At 68.5% G+C, this 16,539-nt stretch carries 17 protein-coding genes; 10 read left to right on the top strand and 7 right to left on the bottom strand.

Going from position 1 to position 16,539, the window contains the following annotated elements; all coding sequences use genetic code 11:
- Positions 1 to 116: 116 nt before the first annotated feature.
- The gene (locus AC07EQ_RS35020) at positions 117 to 1,034 is read left to right on the top strand and encodes an AraC family transcriptional regulator (protein ID WP_478392108.1); all 918 of its coding nucleotides are present in this window, start codon (positions 117 to 119) and stop codon (positions 1,032 to 1,034) included.
- 145 nt (positions 1,035 to 1,179) lie between these two features.
- Here AC07EQ_RS35020 and AC07EQ_RS35015 read toward each other — a convergent pair whose 3' ends face one another.
- The 3 genes from AC07EQ_RS35015 to AC07EQ_RS35005 are packed head-to-tail and all read right to left on the bottom strand — an operon-like array spanning position 1,180 to position 1,897.
- On the bottom strand, positions 1,180 to 1,491 hold the full coding sequence (locus AC07EQ_RS35015) for a hypothetical protein (RefSeq protein ID WP_478392107.1): 312 nt from the start codon (positions 1,489 to 1,491) through the stop codon (positions 1,180 to 1,182).
- A complete protein-coding gene (locus tag AC07EQ_RS35010; protein WP_478392106.1) occupies positions 1,491 to 1,691 on the bottom strand; it encodes a hypothetical protein in 201 nt (66 codons plus the stop codon). The genes AC07EQ_RS35015 and AC07EQ_RS35010 overlap by 1 nt, the downstream gene beginning before the upstream one ends.
- On the bottom strand, positions 1,688 to 1,897 hold the full coding sequence (locus AC07EQ_RS35005) for an HC3 family zinc finger protein (RefSeq protein ID WP_478392105.1): 210 nt from the start codon (positions 1,895 to 1,897) through the stop codon (positions 1,688 to 1,690). The genes AC07EQ_RS35010 and AC07EQ_RS35005 overlap by 4 nt, the downstream gene beginning before the upstream one ends.
- 135 nt (positions 1,898 to 2,032) lie before the next feature.
- Here AC07EQ_RS35005 and AC07EQ_RS35000 point away from each other — a divergent pair, with 135 nt between their 5' ends.
- The 4 genes from AC07EQ_RS35000 (at position 2,033) to AC07EQ_RS34985 (ending at position 5,369) form a co-directional block, all read left to right on the top strand.
- A complete protein-coding gene (locus tag AC07EQ_RS35000) occupies positions 2,033 to 2,878 on the top strand; it encodes a helix-turn-helix domain-containing protein (protein ID WP_478392104.1) in 846 nt (281 codons plus the stop codon).
- Complete coding sequence (locus AC07EQ_RS34995) at positions 2,875 to 3,078, top strand: DUF397 domain-containing protein (protein ID WP_478392103.1); 204 nt, start codon at positions 2,875 to 2,877, stop codon at positions 3,076 to 3,078. The genes AC07EQ_RS35000 and AC07EQ_RS34995 overlap by 4 nt, the downstream gene beginning before the upstream one ends.
- A gap of 270 nt (positions 3,079 to 3,348) precedes the next feature.
- Positions 3,349 to 3,786, top strand: coding sequence for a DUF2871 domain-containing protein (locus AC07EQ_RS34990; protein WP_478392102.1), 438 nt, complete (start codon positions 3,349 to 3,351; stop codon positions 3,784 to 3,786).
- Entirely contained in the window at positions 3,783 to 5,369 is a 1,587-nt protein-coding gene (locus tag AC07EQ_RS34985; RefSeq protein ID WP_478392101.1) for an MFS transporter, read from the top strand. Before AC07EQ_RS34990 ends, AC07EQ_RS34985 begins: the two co-directional genes overlap by 4 nt.
- Positions 5,370 to 5,385: 16 nt before the next feature.
- On the opposite strand, the gene ligD is transcribed toward AC07EQ_RS34985, so the two are convergent.
- Entirely contained in the window at positions 5,386 to 6,384 is a 999-nt protein-coding gene (ligD, locus tag AC07EQ_RS34980) for a non-homologous end-joining DNA ligase (RefSeq protein WP_478392100.1), read from the bottom strand.
- 134 nt (positions 6,385 to 6,518) lie between these two features.
- On the opposite strand from ligD, the gene AC07EQ_RS34975 reads away from it, so the two are divergent.
- Together AC07EQ_RS34975 and AC07EQ_RS34970 are read left to right on the top strand one after the other, a co-directional pair.
- Positions 6,519 to 8,000 (top strand): SDR family oxidoreductase, encoded by a 1,482-nt coding sequence (locus tag AC07EQ_RS34975; protein ID WP_478392099.1) that lies wholly within the window; start codon positions 6,519 to 6,521, stop codon positions 7,998 to 8,000.
- 192 nt (positions 8,001 to 8,192) lie between these two features.
- Positions 8,193 to 9,989, top strand: coding sequence for an alkyl/aryl-sulfatase (locus AC07EQ_RS34970; RefSeq protein ID WP_478392098.1), 1,797 nt, complete (start codon positions 8,193 to 8,195; stop codon positions 9,987 to 9,989).
- A gap of 12 nt (positions 9,990 to 10,001) precedes the next feature.
- Here AC07EQ_RS34970 and AC07EQ_RS34965 read toward each other — a convergent pair whose 3' ends face one another.
- Positions 10,002 to 10,508 carry a DUF1269 domain-containing protein gene (locus AC07EQ_RS34965; protein ID WP_478392097.1) on the bottom strand — a complete coding sequence of 169 codons (507 nt, stop codon included), beginning with the start codon at positions 10,506 to 10,508 and terminating at the stop codon, positions 10,002 to 10,004.
- A 224-nt stretch (positions 10,509 to 10,732) separates the two neighbouring features.
- On the opposite strand from AC07EQ_RS34965, the gene AC07EQ_RS34960 reads away from it, so the two are divergent.
- Positions 10,733 to 11,815, top strand: coding sequence for an AI-2E family transporter (locus AC07EQ_RS34960; protein ID WP_478392096.1), 1,083 nt, complete (start codon positions 10,733 to 10,735; stop codon positions 11,813 to 11,815).
- A 66-nt stretch (positions 11,816 to 11,881) separates the two neighbouring features.
- On the opposite strand, the gene AC07EQ_RS34955 is transcribed toward AC07EQ_RS34960, so the two are convergent.
- Positions 11,882 to 12,493, bottom strand: a complete 612-nt coding sequence (locus AC07EQ_RS34955) for a LysE family translocator (RefSeq protein ID WP_478392095.1) — start codon at positions 12,491 to 12,493, stop codon at positions 11,882 to 11,884.
- A gap of 100 nt (positions 12,494 to 12,593) precedes the next feature.
- Positions 12,594 to 12,722: a hypothetical protein gene (locus AC07EQ_RS34950; protein WP_478392094.1), complete on the bottom strand. Its 129-nt coding sequence runs from the start codon at positions 12,720 to 12,722 to the stop codon at positions 12,594 to 12,596.
- Between the two features lie 501 nt (positions 12,723 to 13,223).
- Here AC07EQ_RS34950 and AC07EQ_RS34945 point away from each other — a divergent pair.
- Together AC07EQ_RS34945 and AC07EQ_RS34940 are read left to right on the top strand one after the other, a co-directional pair.
- Positions 13,224 to 15,389: a pantoate--beta-alanine ligase gene (locus AC07EQ_RS34945; RefSeq protein ID WP_478392093.1), complete on the top strand. Its 2,166-nt coding sequence runs from the start codon at positions 13,224 to 13,226 to the stop codon at positions 15,387 to 15,389.
- Complete coding sequence (locus AC07EQ_RS34940) at positions 15,386 to 16,522, top strand: thiamine pyrophosphate-dependent dehydrogenase E1 component subunit alpha (RefSeq protein ID WP_478392092.1); 1,137 nt, start codon at positions 15,386 to 15,388, stop codon at positions 16,520 to 16,522. The genes AC07EQ_RS34945 and AC07EQ_RS34940 overlap by 4 nt, the downstream gene beginning before the upstream one ends.
- The last annotated feature ends 17 nt before the right edge of the window (positions 16,523 to 16,539 follow it).

Genomic DNA, 16,539 nt, shown 5'->3' with positions numbered 1-16,539 from the left:
GGGTCCGATCGGCCCGCGCTGAAGCAAAGCTAGTCCGCGATCATGAGACGAACGATGGCTGAGAATCTCGATTTGATGTCCGGTCGTATCAAGTGAGGGCACGATAGGATTCCGGCGTGGATGTGCTGAGCGACACCGTAGCCGCGCTGCGCACCGGGCGGCCCGCCTCGGGGACGTTCGTCCGGCACGCGCCGTGGGGGCGGAGGTACTCGAAGGCGTCGGGCGCGGGATTCCACGTGGTGCTGCAGGGTTCCTGCTGGCTGATCCCGCGCGCCTCCGAACCGGTCCCGCTGGGCGTCGGCGACGTCGCCTTCCTGTACCTGGACGAGGGCCACGGGCTCGCCGACAGCCCGGACACGCCGCTCGACGAGATCCCCGGGCCGGGCGAGCCGCGCGTGGTCGACGGGGCGGGCGCGCGTTCGACGCTGCTCTGCGGCGTGTACGAGTTCGCTTCCGGCTGGTCGCATCCGCTGCTGGACGAGCTGCCCGAGGTCGTCCATGTCCCGGCGCGCCTCGGCCGCCATCCCGAACTGCGCGCGGCGGTCGATCTGCTCACCGCCGAGCTCGCCGGCGACCGGCCCGGCCGGGACGCGATGGTACCCGCCCTGCTGGACGTGCTGCTCATCTGCACGCTGCGGGCCTGGTTCGACGAGCGGGCCGAGGGCGACCGCATCACGGGCTGGGCTTCGGTGTTCCAGGACCGGGCGATCACCGCGGCCCTCGCCGCGATGCACGGCGATCCCGCGCAGCAGTGGACGGTCGAGGGGCTCGGCGCGCGGGTCGGGATGTCGCGCGCCACCTTCTCGCGCCGCTTCACCGCGCTGGTCGGTGAACCGCCGCTGACCTACCTGACCAGGTGGCGGATGATCATCGCGGCCCACCGCCTGCGCGAAACCGACGCGGCGCTGTCGGTGATCGCCGAAGAGGTCGGCTACGCCTCGGAATACGCGTTCGCCAAGGCGTTCAAGCGGGCGCACGGCGCCGCCCCGGGCCAGTACCGCCGCGAGCAGCTCGCGCATCGGTCGAATGGTTGATCTCGCCGCAGGCCGGACGGGTTCCGCAAGCTGCATCTGATCGGGGTGCGGCCGGGCGGCACCGGGGGAGGGGAGGTGTGCCGCCCGGCCGCGTCGGCTCGATGCCTCGGGGGCGGGGGAGGTGGCATCGAGCCGGGCTCTGGGGTCAGAGGCGTTGCAGCGCTTCCAGAACTCGGTGGTGGAGTTCCAGGGACGGGCGTGCCGGGAGCTCGGGGATCGGCGCGGTGTCCAGTGTGGATTGTTCGGTCGGTTCTCGTGGCTCTCGCAGGTGATGCCTGCCGGTCGGGGCGGCGTTGCGCGTCGCTTCGGCCTCTATGTGGTCTATGAGCTGCCAGACGTTCGTCGCGCCTTCGCCTGCTCCCGCGTGCTGCGGGAGGCGCCTGCAGTAGGCGTACATCAGCGCCATGCCGAGGAGCATCGAGCACAGGCAGGCCAGGGCGGTCCAGAGCGGCGGCATCAGGCGGTCCCTTCCGGTCGGGCAGTGGCCGAGGACGGCCGGGTTTCCCGCAGCAGCTGAACGACTTCTTCGAGGGCTGCCGCGGTCTGGTCGATGTCCTCGGCGTCGAGGTGACCCGCGCCCGCGTGGAACGCGAGGTCGTCGAGGAGCCATTGGGTCCGGCGAAGGAACACCGCTAGCGCGGCGGTTTTCGCGCTCACGAGCCGACCCCGGCGAGCAGCCGAGCGATCCGGTTGCACTCCGGGCACGTCTCCCAGAGCCAAGCCAGCTCGCTGTCGTCGGCGGAAAGCTCCCGGCGGCACAGCGTCATGACCCGAGTGCCGGTCGGATACGAGCAACCACAAGGCCGTTCGTCCAAGCTCGCATGCCGCTGCCCAGCAGCAGGCACCCAATGAAACGGATACATCCGCGACCCCCGCTCATCGTTGGTTCCGCTGGTACCAGTGGTTCTGTTACACATTGGACTAGAGGAACCGAGTGGATCGCAATTAACCTTTCGAGGGATCTTCACCTGCAGTAATACACCGTTAGGCTGTGGTGCATGGCTGGTACCACCCCGAAAGCGCGAGCGCTTGGCGCCGAACTACGTCGAGTGCGTGAAGAGTCGGGACTAGGTCTGCGGCAACTCGCGGCGAAGCTCGGCACCTCGCACGCGACTGTCTCCCGTTGGGAGAACGGAGCTCGTTCGCCCAAGCCGGAAGATGTTGCCGCATACCTTGCCAAGGTGGATGCGTCCGCTGAGCTCCGTGCAGAGCTCGTCGAGCTGGCGCGTGATCCGGACGGATCCCATTGGCTTTCCGTCGGGATGCCAGATCAGCACCGCCAGCTGGCAGCGCTTCTGGAGATCGAGCGCGAGGCAACGCACATCACAACCGTCTCGCCGTTGCTGGTGCCGGGGCTCTTGCAAACCGCCGACTACGCACGGGCGATCATGATTGCTGCCGAAGTGCCTCATGACGAAGTTGACATGCGTGTTGCGGTGCGGCTTGGGCGTCGTGAAGCGATCATCCGGAACGATGCAGCCGAACTCCGTGCCTTCATCGGCGAATCGGTCCTGCATCAACTCGTCGGAGGCCCCGTCGTTATGGCGGAACAGCTCCGCGGGCTCTTGAAGTACGGCGAGATGGCGAACGTCGACCTGCGGGTTATCCCGATGAACAGCGGGTGGCATCCGGGTTTGGAAGGGCCGTTCTCTCTGGATCGGTTCGAAGACCGGACCCCGGTTGTGCAGCTGGAGAATCGGATTTCTGCGCTGTTCCTGCATGAACCGGATGAAGTGGTGGCTTACGAGCATGCCGTGGATAAGGTTGCTGAGGAGGCGATGAGCCCGAATGACTCTTCGGAGCTCATCAGGGACGCCATGAGCAGGATGGAGACGGCGAAATGAGCTTACGCCACGAAAAGGCAAGCAACTGGCGGAAGTCCAGCCGTAGCGCGAACACCGACAACTGCGTCGAGGTCGGACGTATCGAGTACGGCGCGGCGGTTCGGGACACCAAGGACCGGGACGCCGGGTACTTCACCACGACCGGCCAGCAGTGGCGGTTATTCGTCACGGCTATCAAGGCCGGGCGGTTCGCGCGCTGACGGCACGGGGCCGTGTGTACTTTGTGCTGCTATAGCGACACAAAGTAAACACGGCCCCTCACCAGCGGAAATGCGGCAGCTGAAGTCCCCCCCGGCGCGGTCATCGCCCGGCGGGTGAGATCGCCGCGCCACGCGCATCGGTCGAATGGTTGATTTCGCGGTGCGCCCTTCGATTCCGTGCGGCCATCCCGCGGTGCGATGTGCCGCGCGGCGGCCCCGGCCACAGTTGGTGGTGGCGGAACGCCCCGGTTGGAAGGAAGCGCATCGGCGATGAAGAAGCTGTACTGGTCGGCACTGGTCTACATGATCCTCGGGCTGGCCGCGGGGCTGTACTACCGCGAGTTCACCAAGGCGCTGGACTTCACCGGCGACACCCAGCTCTCCGTGCTGCACACCCATCTGCTCGCGCTGGGCATGCTGTTCTTCCTGCTGGTGCTGGCGCTGGACAAGGCCTTCGCGCTGTCCGGGAACAAGCTGTTCACACTGTTCTTCTGGTTCTACAACTCCGGCCTCGCCCTCACCGCGGCGATGATGCTCGTGCACGGCACGCTGACCGTGCTGGGCAACGAGAGCTCGGCCGCGATCTCCGGGATCGCCGGCCTCGGCCACATCCTGATCACGCTCGGCCTGATCCACCTGTTCCTGGCGCTGCGAAAGGTGTTGCCCGGCAAGGAGAACGCCGAGCAGCGAGCCGAAGCGATCCGGTGACCGAGCCGGGCAGCGCGGGCCCGCCGCGCAAGTGGGCGGCGCTGGCGGTGCTCGCCACCGGGCTGTCCATGATCGTCGTCGACGGCACGATCGTCGGGGTCGCGCTCCCGGTCATCATCGGCGACCTGTCGCTGGACATCAGCGACGCGCAGTGGATCAACAGCCTGTACTCGGTGGTGTTCGCGGCCCTGCTGCTGACCGCGGGCAGCCTCGGCGACCGCCTCGGGCGGCGGCGCCTGTTCGTCGTCGGCGTCGTGGTGTTCGCGGCGGGCAGCCTGCTCGCCGGGCTCGCGGGCGGCGCCGGTGGGCTGATCGCCGCCCGGGTGGTGCAGGGCGTCGGCGGGGCCGCGGTGCTGCCGGCGACCCTCTCCACGGTCAACGCGGTGTTCCGCGGGCGGGACCGGGTGATCGCCTTCGCCATCTGGGGTTCGGTCATCTCCGGGATGGCGGCCGTCGGCCCGCTGCTGGGCGGCTGGCTGACGAGTTCGGCGAGCTGGCAGTGGATCTTCCTGGTCAACCTGCCGATCGCGGCGGTCGTGCTCGTCGGTGCCCGGCTCGTCGTGCCCGAGACCCGCGCTGAGGCGGCCGAGCCGGGCCGCGATGTCGTGGGGCTGCTGCTGAGCGTGCTGGGCTTCGGCGCGGTCGTGTTCGCGGTGATCGAAGGCGCCGCGCTGGGCTGGTGGCGACCGGCGGCGGACTTCGCCGTTCTCGGCTTCACCTGGCCGAGAACGGCTCCGGTGTCGATCGTCGTGCCCAGCGCCGCGATCGGGCTGCTCGCGCTGGCGCTGTTCGTCGCGTGGGAGCGCCACCGTGCCCGCACCGGCCGCTCGGTGATCCTGGACCTGGGCCTGTTCGGCATCCCGACCTTCCGGTGGGGGAACCTGACGGCGCTGGCGGTCGCGGTCGGCGAGTTCGGGCTGCTGTTCGTGCTGCCGCTGTTCCTGGTGAACGTCCTGGCCATGAGCACGATGTCGGCCGGGCTGGTGCTGGCCGCGATGGCGGCGGGCGCGTTCGCGTCCGGGGCCGCCGCACGACACCTCGCCGCCCGGCTCGGCCCGCCGAAGATCGTCGTGGCCGGCCTGCTGCTGGAGGTCATCGCCGTCCTCGCGATCGCGCTCGCCGTCGGCCCCGAGATCTCGCCGTGGCTGCTCGCGCTGCTGCTGGTCGGCTACGGCGCGGGACTGGGCCTGGCCGCCGCGCAGCTGACCGGCACGACGCTGGCCGACATCCCGGCCGCGAAGTCCGGTCAGGGATCGGCGACGCAGAGCACGGTGCGCCAGCTCGGGGCGGCGCTGGGCACGGCCATCGCAGGCGCGGCGCTCGCTTTCGGCCTATCGGGCGCCACCGAAGCCGAGCTGCTCGCCGCGCACGTCCCGCCCCCTGCCGCGCACGAGCTGGCAGAAGGCACCCGCGAATCGGCCGGGGCGCTGATCGGCGAGCTCCGCACGACCGATCCCGCGGTCGTCCCGGCGCTGTCCCGGGGATTCGGCGACGCTACCCGCGATGCGGTGCTGTTCAACGCGGCTTTCCTGGTTCTGGGACTGGTCGGCGCCACCCGGGTGTCCACAGTGGCCACTCGGTAGGCGGGTCGAGGCGGGGTCAGGACTTCTTGGCGCGGCTCGGCGCGACGCGGGGCGGCTCGTTGGGCTGCTTCGGGTAGACCGGCGGCCACGGCGCGTCCAGCAACCCGGCGGCCATGTCCCGCCGGGACCGTTCGAGCAGCGGCTCGATCGACTGCGGCCGCCGGTCGGCCCACGGATCACCGAGCTCCGCGACCCGGCCCGGCACGGTGGCGATGGTGAGCTCGTCGGGGTCGACCGATTCGAGCTCGTCCCAGCCGATCGGGGTCGAGACCTGCGCCCCCACCCGGGGCCGCACGCACCACGCGCCGAAAACCGTCTTGTGCGGGGCGTTCTGGTTGAAGTCGACGAAAACCCGCGCGCCCCGCTCCTCCTTCCACCACTTCGCGGTGATGAGCTCGGGGTGGCGGCGTTCCAGCTCGCGGGCCAGCGCGACCGCGGCGGCCCGCACCTCGTAGCTGTCCCAGCGCGGTTCCAGCGAAGCGTAGATGTGCAGGCCCCGGGATCCCGACGTCTTCACCTGCGCGGCGATGCCGTCCTCGGCGAGCAGCTCCCTGGTCGCCACGGCGGCCTCCAGCACCTGCGGATACCGCACGCCGGGGGAGGGGTCGAGGTCGATGCGCAGCTCGTCGGCGATCTCCGGCGTGTCGGCGTGGTACGGCCAGACGTGGAACCCGAGGCACCCCAGGTTCACGGCCCAGACGATGTGCGCCAGGTCGGCGGCGACGAGCGCGTCGCTGGTGGTGCCGTTGGGGGTGGCGACGACGGTGGTCTGCAGCCAGGGCGGCGCGGACTTCGGCACCCGCTTCTGGAAGAAGGACTTGCCCCCGGCGCCGTCCGGGTACCGCTCCAGCAGCAGCGGCCGCCCCTGCAGCGTGCCCAGCAGCGGGCCGGCGACGGCCTGGTAGTACCGGACGAGGTCGAGCTTCGTCTCGCCGCGCCGGCTGAAGAAGACCTTGTCGGGATGCGAAACCGAGACCTCGGTCCCCCCGACGTCCACCGTGACGCCCTCACCCATCGCAACCCCTCCGCTCGGTCACCCGCAGCAAGCCTAGGTCGTCGCAGGCCCGGCCACCGGGATGTTCGACGCGCGGATCCGGTGCAGGGGCGGCCCGACTTGTCGGTGCCGGGCCCCGGTCCTACCGTTCCGCAATGGCCGAATCCACGTCCCGGCTCTGCCTGGTGACCGGAGCGACCGGCTACATCGGCGGCCGGCTGGTGCCGCTGCTGCTCGACGCGGGCCACCGGGTCCGCTGCCTCGTCCGCTCCCCGGAGAAGCTCCGCGACGTGCCGTGGCGCGACCGGGTCGAGGTGGTGCGCGGCGACCTGCTCGACCCCGACCAGGTGCGCTCCGCCTGCGACGGCGTCGACGTCCTGTACTACCTGGTCCACTCGTTGGCGAAGAAGGGATTCGCCGACCTCGACCGCCGGTCCGCGGCCATCGTCGCTGCCGAGGCGGAGCGGGCGGGCGTGGCGCGGATCGTCTACCTCGGCGGCGTGCACCCCGCGTCCGGCCGGCTGTCCGAGCACCTCCGATCGCGCGCCGAGGTCGGCGAGATCTTGCTGCGCAGCGGGGTTCCGGCGGTCGCCCTGCAGGCGGCGGTGATCATCGGATCCGGCTCGGCGAGCTTCGAGATGCTGCGCTACCTCACCGAACGGCTGCCGCTGATGGTCACGCCGAGCTGGGTGCGCAACCGGGTGCAGCCGATCGCGATCCGCGACGTGCTGCACTACCTGGTCGGCGCGGCGCGGTTGCCGGCGGCGGTCAACCGGACCTTCGACATCGGCGGCCCGGACGTGCTGACCTACGCGGACATGATGAGCGGCTTCGCGGCGGTGGCCGGGCTCCCGCGGCGGCGGATGGTGCCGGTCGGGGTGCTCTCGCCCCGGCTGAGCTCGCTCTGGATCAACATCGTCACCCCGGTGCCGCGCAGCATCGGCGCGCCGCTGATCGAGTCGCTGATCAACGAGGCGATTTGCGCCGAGCACGACATCGACGAGTTCGTCCCGCCGCCGGAGGGCGGGACGACGAGCTACCGGGACGCGGTCGGTCTCGCCCTGCGGAAGATCCGGCGCGGCGAGGTGGAGACGAGGTGGTCGGACGCGTCACCGGCGGGTGCCCCGTGGGAGCCGCTGCCGTCGGACCCGCCGTGGTCCGGGGGCAGCGCGTACCGGGACGTGCGCGAGCACCGGACCACCGCGTCGGCGCGGGACGTCTGGCGGGTCGTGGAGGGGATCGGCGGCGGCAACGGCTGGTACTCGTTCCCGCTCGCGTGGGCCGTGCGGGGCTGGGCCGACCGGCTGATCGGCGGCGTCGGCCTGCGGCGAGGCCGCCGGGATCCGCGCCGCCTGCGCACCGGTGACGCGCTCGACTGGTGGCGCGTGGAGGAACTCGTGGACGGCCGCTATCTCCGGCTGCGGGCCGAGATGAAGGTGCCGGGGCGGGCCTGGCTGGAGATGTCGGTGGAGTCCGGCGGGGCGGCCGGGTCCTGCTACCGCCAGCGCGCGGTGTTCATCCCGAGGGGCCTGCTCGGCCACGCCTACTGGTGGGCGGTGGCGCCGTTCCACGGCCTGGTCTTCGGCGGAATGGCCCGCAACATCACGAGCGCCGCCGAGCGCGCCGCAACGGAGTAGTCCTAAGTGGATATTGACTTTCGTCTCGCGCGGCGCGGTTGTCGCCGAAACGTTCGGACGCTCCCGTTCGCGATGCGGGCACCCCGGTGAGCGGTTGTACTGGATCCGCTGTTGCAGCGCGCGATTCGGCACCGGCGCGGAGGCTCCAGGATCGAGGCGCGCGAGGTGTTCGCGGACGTTCAGGAGTGTCTCGTGAGTGAGCTGCCCTTCTCCGATCGCGCAGATTTCGACGACGCCGACCGCGGGTTCATCGCCGCGCTGAAACCCGGCGCCGTGCAGGACGGCGAGGGATGCGTCGTGTGGGACGCCGACGCCTACGGCTTCCTGGACGGCGACTGCCCGGCGACGGTCGATCCCAGCCTGTGGCGGCAGTCCCAGCTGTGCGCCAGGCAGGGGCTCTACGAGGTCGTCCCGGGCATCTACCAGGTCCGCGGCCTCGACCTGTCGAACATGACGCTGGTCGAGGGCGAGCGCGGCGTGATCGTGATCGACCCGCTGGTGTCCGTCGAGACCGCCGCGGCGGCACTGGCCCTCTACCGGCGGCACCGCGGCGACCACCCGGTCACCGCGGTGATCTACACGCATTCACACGTCGACCACTTCGGCGGCGTCGAAGGCGTCACGTCCGGCGACGTGCCGGTCCTGGCCCCGGCCGGGTTCATGGCGCACGCCGTGTCGGAGAACGTCTACGCCGGGACCGCGATGGCCCGGCGCGGTGCCTACCAGTACGGCATGGTGCTGCCGAACGGCCCGGACGGACAGGTCGGCACCGGGCTGGGGCAGGCCGTGTCGAAGGGCCGCGTGTCGCTGATCCCGCCCACGACGGACATCATCCGCACCGGGCAGGAGGAGACTCTCGACGGGGTGCGCATCGAGTTCCAGCTCACGCCGGGCACGGAGGCACCCGCGGAGATGAACTTCCACTTCCCGCGGCACCGCGCGCTGTGCCTGGCGGAGAACGCGACCCACAACATGCACAACGTCCTCACCTTGCGCGGTGCCGAGGTGCGCGACACCCGCATGTGGTCGCGCTACCTCACGGAGACCATCACGCGCTACGCCGGGCAGACCGACGTCGCGTTCGCCTCCCACCACTGGCCGACCTGGGGCGGCGATCGCGTCCGGAAGTTCCTGACCGAGCAACGCGATCTGTACGCCTACCTGCACGACCAGACGCTGCGGCTGATCAACCTCGGCTACACGGGCGTGGAGATCGCCGAGCTGATCCAGCTCCCGCCGGCGCTGGAGGGCGCCTGGCACGCGCGCGGCTACTACGGCTCGGTGAGCCACAACGTCAAGGCGGTGTACCAGCGCTACATGGGCTGGTTCGACGGCAATCCGGCTTCGCTCTGGGAACATCCGCCGGTGGAATCGGCGAAGCGCTACGTCGACTGCATCGGCGGCGCGGACCGCGTGGTGGAGAAGGCCCGCGAGTACGCGTCCGAGGGGGACCTGCGGTTCGCGGCGCAACTGCTGAAGCACGCCGTGTTCGCCGAGCCGGGCAACGCCGTCGCCGAGGAGCTGCTCGCGGACACCTACCAGCGGCTCGGGTTCGGCTCGGAGAACGCGACGTGGCGGAACTACTACCTCACCGGAGCCCACGAACTCCGCCACGGGATCGTCCCGACACCGACGGCCATCTCCGGCGGGATGGCCGCGGCGCTGACGGTCGGGCAGATCCTGGACTCGGTGGCGATCCGCATCGACGGACCGCGCGCCGCGGACACCGGCCTGGCCATCGACTGGCACGTCACGGACGCCGGCGAGCACGTGCGGACCACGCTGTCCAACGGCGTGCTGGTCCAGGAACCCGTCCGGGAAGCCGAACCCGCCGACCTCGCCCTCACGCTGACGAAGGCCCAACTGCTCGGGCTGGTCGCGGGTGGGCAGCCGGAAGGCATCGACTACCGGGGAGACCGCAGCACCCTCGAGCGCCTGATCGACCTGGCGGGCGAGCCCGACCCGAACTTCCCGATCGCGACGCCCTGACGGACCGCCCGCTCAGCCGGCGGGCTTCGTTTCGGTGTCCTCGAACGTGTGGCGCAGCGCGGCTTCCTGCTCGTTGGACAGGTTCGTGTGGATGAGTTCGGCGTGGCCGCCGGGGAAGTGCTCCTTGATCCGGTCCAGCACCGCGTTGTCGCTGAGCAGGAACAGCGCCGACGTCCCGGGCACGACCTTGCTCCGGGTCTCGTCGATGAAGTCGTCGTCGATGCCCGCATCGGTCAGCGATCCGGCCAGTGCGCCGGTCGCGGCCCCGATGGCGGCGCCGAGGATCGGCACGAAGAAGATCAACCCGAACAGCATGCCCCAGAACATGCCGCCGAGCGCGCCGGTGCCGGTCAGGTCGTGCAGCTGCCGGGTCTTCGGCTTCTTCGCCGACTCCGGCCACGTCACGGTGGCCGCGTCGTAGATGGTGATCAGCCCTTCCTTCTGCAGGGACTGCAGCTTCTGCGCCGCCCCCTCGGCGCCTTCCGGGCTGTCGAACTTCCAGGCGGTCAAAGTGGCCATCGGTGCTCCTCGGACCTGATCGATTCCACGCGGAGCCGGGCGGGCCCAGCTCGCCCAGTAGAAACGTCCGACCACCCCGGCGCAGCCCGGACAAAACCCGAAAGAGTGAAGAGAGCGGAGAACCTCCTCGCGTTTTGCGCGTCGTGCCCTGCCGACGGACAGTGGCTGTACTGCGGGATGGCGCTCTGGGCGCCCCGCCGGGGCTCAGCTGGGGAGGCGCGGGAATGAGCGATGCGGAAAGCGGAGATGTCCCGGCGGCCGCCTCCGGCGGACGACCTGGGCTCTCGCTGCTCGACCACGCGAAGATCGCCTGCGTGTACCTGCTGGTCGGGGTCGTCGCGGTGCTGGCGTACTCGGCCCGCAGCATGCTGATCCTGATCTTCCTCGGGTTCTTCCTGGCGCTCGGCGTGGAACCGATCATCGCCTGGCTGCACCGGCACGGCTGGCGGCGCGGGCTGGCCCTGCTGGTGCTGCTCCTGGGGGTCGTGCTGCTCATCGGCGCGCTCGTGCTGCTGGCGCTGGTGCCCGCCGTGGGGCAGGTCGGGCAGCTCGTCGCGGAGATCCCGGAGCTCATCAGCGGCATCGCGGCGCAGCTCAGCGCCGATCCCGAGCTGCAGGCGCAGCTGAACGATCCGAGCGTGCACGAGCAGCTGCAGAAGGCGGTGGGCGCGGTCACGGGCGTCGTGACGAGCACCCTGGCGGCGGGGTTCGCCGTGATCGGGACGTTCTTCGGCGGCATCTTCGCCGCCTGCACCGCAGGAGCCCTGACGGTCTACTTCTCGCTGGCGATGCCCCGGATCAACGCCGCCGTGGAACGGGGCGCGTCGGCTCACGAGGGCAGGGCCGAGGCCCTGCGCTCCGCGATGGGCCGCGTCGGCGGATACGTCACCGGGCAGGCCTCGGTCTGCCTGTGCGCCGGGATCGCCTCCTACCTGTTCTTCTTCTTCACCGGAGTGCCCTACGCGGCGCTGCTGGCGGTGGTCGTCGCGCTGTTCGACGCGGTTCCGCAGGTCGGCGCGACGCTGGCGTCGGTGACGGGGATTCTCGTCGCCCTGAGCCAGAGCCTGACGCTCGCGGTGGTGACGCTGATCTTCTTCTGCCTGTACCAGATGGTGGAGAACTACCTGATCGCGCCGCGAATCTTCGCCAAGACCGTGGAGCTGAGCCCGCTCGGTGCGTTCGTCGCGATCCTGCTCGGCGCGGCCCTCGCGGGAGTCCTCGGCGCGCTGACCGCGCTCCCCATCGCGGCGGCCCTGAAGGTCCTCATCCGCCAGTTCCGCGCCGAACACACCGCCAACGCCGGCTGATCACGCTCCGGCCGAGCCGTCACCAGCCGCAGCGGTCAACGATCCGGCCGGCGACGGCCACGCGAGTCACCGCTCCGTGAAGGCGAGTTTGGCGCCGAGGGCGACGAACGCCGCTGCGAAGGTGCGGCGCATCCAGGCCAGCACCCGGGGGCGGCTGATCACGTGGTTGCGGATCGCGGCGGCGAACGCGCCGCAGGCGGCGAAGACCACGAACGTCAGCAGCATGAACACACCGCTGAGCTCGACCATGCGGAGGAACGCGTTCGGCTCCGCGCTGCTCACGAACTGCGGCAGGAACGCGAAGAAGAAGATGGTGAGCTTCGGGTTGAGGATGTTCACCAGGACACCGGAGACGATCACCTTCGCCGCCGAGAGCGGCGCCGTGTCCTGCTCCACGGTCAGCGCGCCCTTGTCCCGCAACGTGCTCCACGCCATGTAGAGCAGGTAAGCCACGCCCAGGTACTTGATGACCTGGAACGCGACGGCGCTGGTGTGCAGCAGCGCGGCGAGCCCGGTGATGGCCGCGAGCATGTGCGGGACGATCCCGAGGGTGCAGCCCACGGCGGCGATGATGCTGGCCCGGGCCCCGCGGGAAAGCCCAGCGGCCAGCGTGTAGAGCATGCCGGTCCCCGGCGTCGCGACGATTACCAATGAAGTCAGCAGGAATTCAACACTCACTCGAGCATTGCTACCACCGCGCGGCCGCCGGCGGCGACGTTTTTTGCAGATCCGGTGGCCCGTGGGTCTCCCTGCAGCCGGCAGACCCACGGCGCCTGCCTCAGTCCGCTACCGCCGTCTCGTGGAGGTGCTGCCAGCGGAGGCCTTCGCCGGTTCGCCGCAGGACCGCCGTCGTCCTGCGGCGGGTCGTCGTGCCCTCGTGGTGGTGGGTTTCGCGGAAGTGCACCACCGCGAAGTCCGCCGCGTCCGCCGCTGCGGTGATCTCGTCGACCTCGATGGTCAGGCCCGACGCCGCGCTCGCTACGAGGACAGCGTCCGCACCGCTAAAGACACCGGCACACCATGCCGCTTCCCGTCCACAGCAGCCTTAAACACCAATCCAAACCCGACCAGGCCAGCACGTCACCCACGCGAAAAATCCGGGTTAGCGTGCAATAAATCCGAGCGTAGTCGGATGCCCACTTAGACATCCGTTACAGTATATACGGGCAAACAAGTTCGCTATCGCATCCCGGGCCGCTGACAAGGTGCGGCGGTTGGGGCATCATCCTTCGCGAGGAAACCCTCACCGCCGGGCGGGACAGTGTTACCCTCTCGCCCCCCCACCTCACTGGACATGCAGTCAGCGCTGAATGTTCCTTAGTTTCTGGACTTTGGTCGACGCCAGCTAGCTGCATGGCGGCGACGAGTTCCCGCCGGGCACCGGCCGATACGGAGACGAGCATTGGCCATGAAGATTGTGCGAACGATCGCTGAGATCCGCGACTACGTAAGGGAAATGCGCCTGTGCGGACGAAGCATTGGTCTCATCCCCACGAAGGGCGCGTTCCACGAACGTTATGAATCCTTGATGAAAGCGGCGCGACGCGAGTGTGACATCGTGGTGGTGTCCCTTTTTGCCGACCTGGCTCAGTGCGGCGACGATGGCGGTTTCGAGGGCTATTCCTGCGATGAGCAGCGTGATGCGGAGATCGCGGCCCGACGAGGTGCGGATGTGTTGTTCGCTCCGGAAACGGCGGAGATCTACCCTGATAGGTTCGCCACGACCGTAAGCGCGGGTGGGCGGCTGGTCGAGGCGATTCAGCGTACGGGGTTGGCCAAGGGCGGTCAGTTGCCGGGGATGTGCACGATCGCCACGAAGTTGTTCAACATCGTTCAACCGGACGTCGCGTTCTTCGAGGCGAAGGACCTGCCGGACTGGGTTGCGGTCGAGCGCATGGTTCGAGACCTGAACCTTGCGGCGTCGGTCAAGGTATTGCCGACAGCACGAGAGTCCGACGGTTTGGCGATGTCGAGCCGCAACCTGCACCTGGGCGACCATCGGCCGCAGGCTGTTGCGCTGAATCACGCCCTGCGCGCCGCTGCCGACTCGCTGAGCAACGGAGTAACCGATGCAGCCGTTCTGCGCGAGCGCGTGCTGGCAGCGATAGCGGTGGAAGTGCTGTCAGGCGACGTCGAACTCGACTACTTCGAGGTGCTCGACATCGAAACCCTCGAGCCCGTGGCGACGGTGGCGGATCCGGTGCTGTTGGCCATAGGCGCGCGCGTGGGAGCGGTCGCCATGTTCGATATCATCCGCCCAGGCCTCGAGACCCAGACGCGCGTCGACGCCGGCACCGAAAAGGAACGAAGCGAAGAACACCAGGCCGTAGACCACGTCTACCCATCCGTAGAGTCCTCTGCGGACATCGTTGTTTCCCGCCACAGCTTCGATGAGCGCATCGGTTTGATCAAGCAGCTGCTCGACGGGACCGACGAATCCTACGAGCCGTTGAGAAGTGGGCTTGCGGAATCGGACGTTCGAGGCAACATCGAAAACTTCGTAGGCGCGGTTCCCGTCCCACTCGGACTGTGCGGTCCCCTCGAAATCCGAGGTAGGGAAGCACGAGGAACCTTCGCGGTCCCCATGGCCACCCTTGAGGGCACTCTGCTCGCATCATATTCGCGCGGAGCGAAGGTGATGAACCGGTCGGGCGGTTGCGAGACCCTGGTGTATGACGACTACTTCTTGCGTGCTACCCAACTCACCACGGACTCCCTCGATGACTCGGCGCGACTCATCGCGTGGTGCCGGGAACGCGAGGAGGTTATTCGCGGGATAGCTGTCGGCAGTAGTAGCCATCTGGGCGTGACGGAAATTTCCTATGATTGTGCGGGTACTTCTGTCATCTTGTCGCTGCGGTGCACCACTGGTGACGCGATGGGAAGCAACATGGTCAGCAAGGCCGTGAGCCTGGTGTCTGATTATGTCAAGAAAAACAGCGGTCTGGTGCGTGAGGAGTTCGTGCCTTACCCGGAGGACAAGAAGAACATCCCCGCCCGCAAGAAGGGGAAGAAGGTCATCGCCCGCACCGTTCTGAAAGAGGATGTGGTGCGGAAGATGACCCGAGTTGGACTGGATAAACTGGCCAGATACATCCGTAACTACAAGAATGCTCTGGCCCTGCACGGAAGTCCATCCCTCAATATACATGCGGTCAACGGCATGGCCGCACTGTTTCAGGCCTTCGGGCAGGACATGGCTTATCTTGGTGAATGTTCGCAAGGAGTGGTCGACTGCCAGTTCCTGCCGTCAGGTGATCTCGAGGTGTCCATAACCTTGCCAACCCTCATCGTGGGGACTGTTGGTGGCGGAACTGGACTTCCCGCTTTCCGCACAACCTTGTCCATAGTGGACTGCTATGGGGCGGGGAAGGCCAAGAAGCTCGCAGAGATCATGGCCGCTGTGATGCTCGGTGGCGAAATCGGATGCGCTGCGGCGCAATGCAGCAACGAGTTCGTCGCAGCACACGAGTCCCTGGGGAAGAACCGGCCATTCGCCGCCGTCGCTCAGCCGCCGCAACCACGGCTTCCGGTCGGCGAGTCCATCGATGACACGGTGAGGAGTCCAGCATGACCACTACTGTTGAGAAACTCGATGCCACCGTCTCAGAGCCGGTGCAGCCGCCGCAGCTCGACCCTGCCTCGCTGCTTCCCGAACGTGAGCCGTTCCATGTCCTTGGTACGGCCAAGGCTGCCGACATTGACATCGAGCTTCTGCGGACCCTGTACTGGGATGTTGTGCGGGGTAGACGCTACAACCAGCAGGCAACGGCGTTGGCGAAGCAGGGAAGACTCGCCGTTTACCCATCAACTACGGGGCAAGAGGCGTGCGAAGTCGCGGCTGCCCGCGCCTTGTCGCCGCAGGACTGGCTTTTCCCCACTTATCGCGACACGCTCGCGGCTATTGTCCGAGGCGTTGACCCCGTTGAGGCGTTGGCAGTGATGCGTGGGGACTGGCACCACGGGTACGACCCCTACGAGCATCGGGTTGCCCCACTGAGCACTCCGCTTGCCACCCAGCTTCCGCACGCTGTTGGGCTCGCGCGGGCCGCTCGGTTGAAAGGCGAAGACACTGTTGCCCTCGCCATGGTGGGGGACGGCGGCACAAGCGAAGGTGACTTCTACGAGGCGCTCAACTTCGCTGCGGTATGCCAGGCACCGGTGGTCTTCCTGGTTCAGAACAACGGGTTCGCCATCTCGGTCCCGCTGGCTAAGCAGAGCGCCGCGTTGGCGCTGGCCGACAAAGCGGTCGGCTTCGGGCTGCCGGGACGCCTCGTCGACGGCAACGACGTGGTCGCCGTTCACCAGGTTCTCGCCGAGGCCGTGGTACGCGCTCGGCACGGCGGCGGACCTACCCTGGTGGAGGCGATGACCTACCGTATCGATCCGCACACGAACTCCGACGATGACAGCCGGTATCGCGACCCTTCGGAGGTCGACCGGTGGCGCGGGCACGATCCGGTTCGCGTGCTGGAACGATCCTTGTGCGACATGGGCGTTCTCGACGACGCCGACGTCGAGGGAGCGGCTCGCTCGGCCGAGGACTTCGCAGCGGACTTGCGCGAGCGCCACGACCATCCGCTTAGCCCGGACCCGATGACATTGTTCTCGCACGTCTTCGCCGAGAAGACACCCCAGTTGCGCGAGCAGGAAGCGATGGTGCGTGCCGAGCTGCAGGCGCAAGCAGAAGGGGACGGCCGATCGTGACCAAAGTTTCGACCGCT

The sequence above is a fragment of the Saccharopolyspora sp. NPDC045839 genome (genome assembly GCF_056431645.1).
The sequence above is the reverse complement of the archived record's forward strand: the minus strand, read 5'-3'. Positions and strand labels throughout refer to the sequence as shown.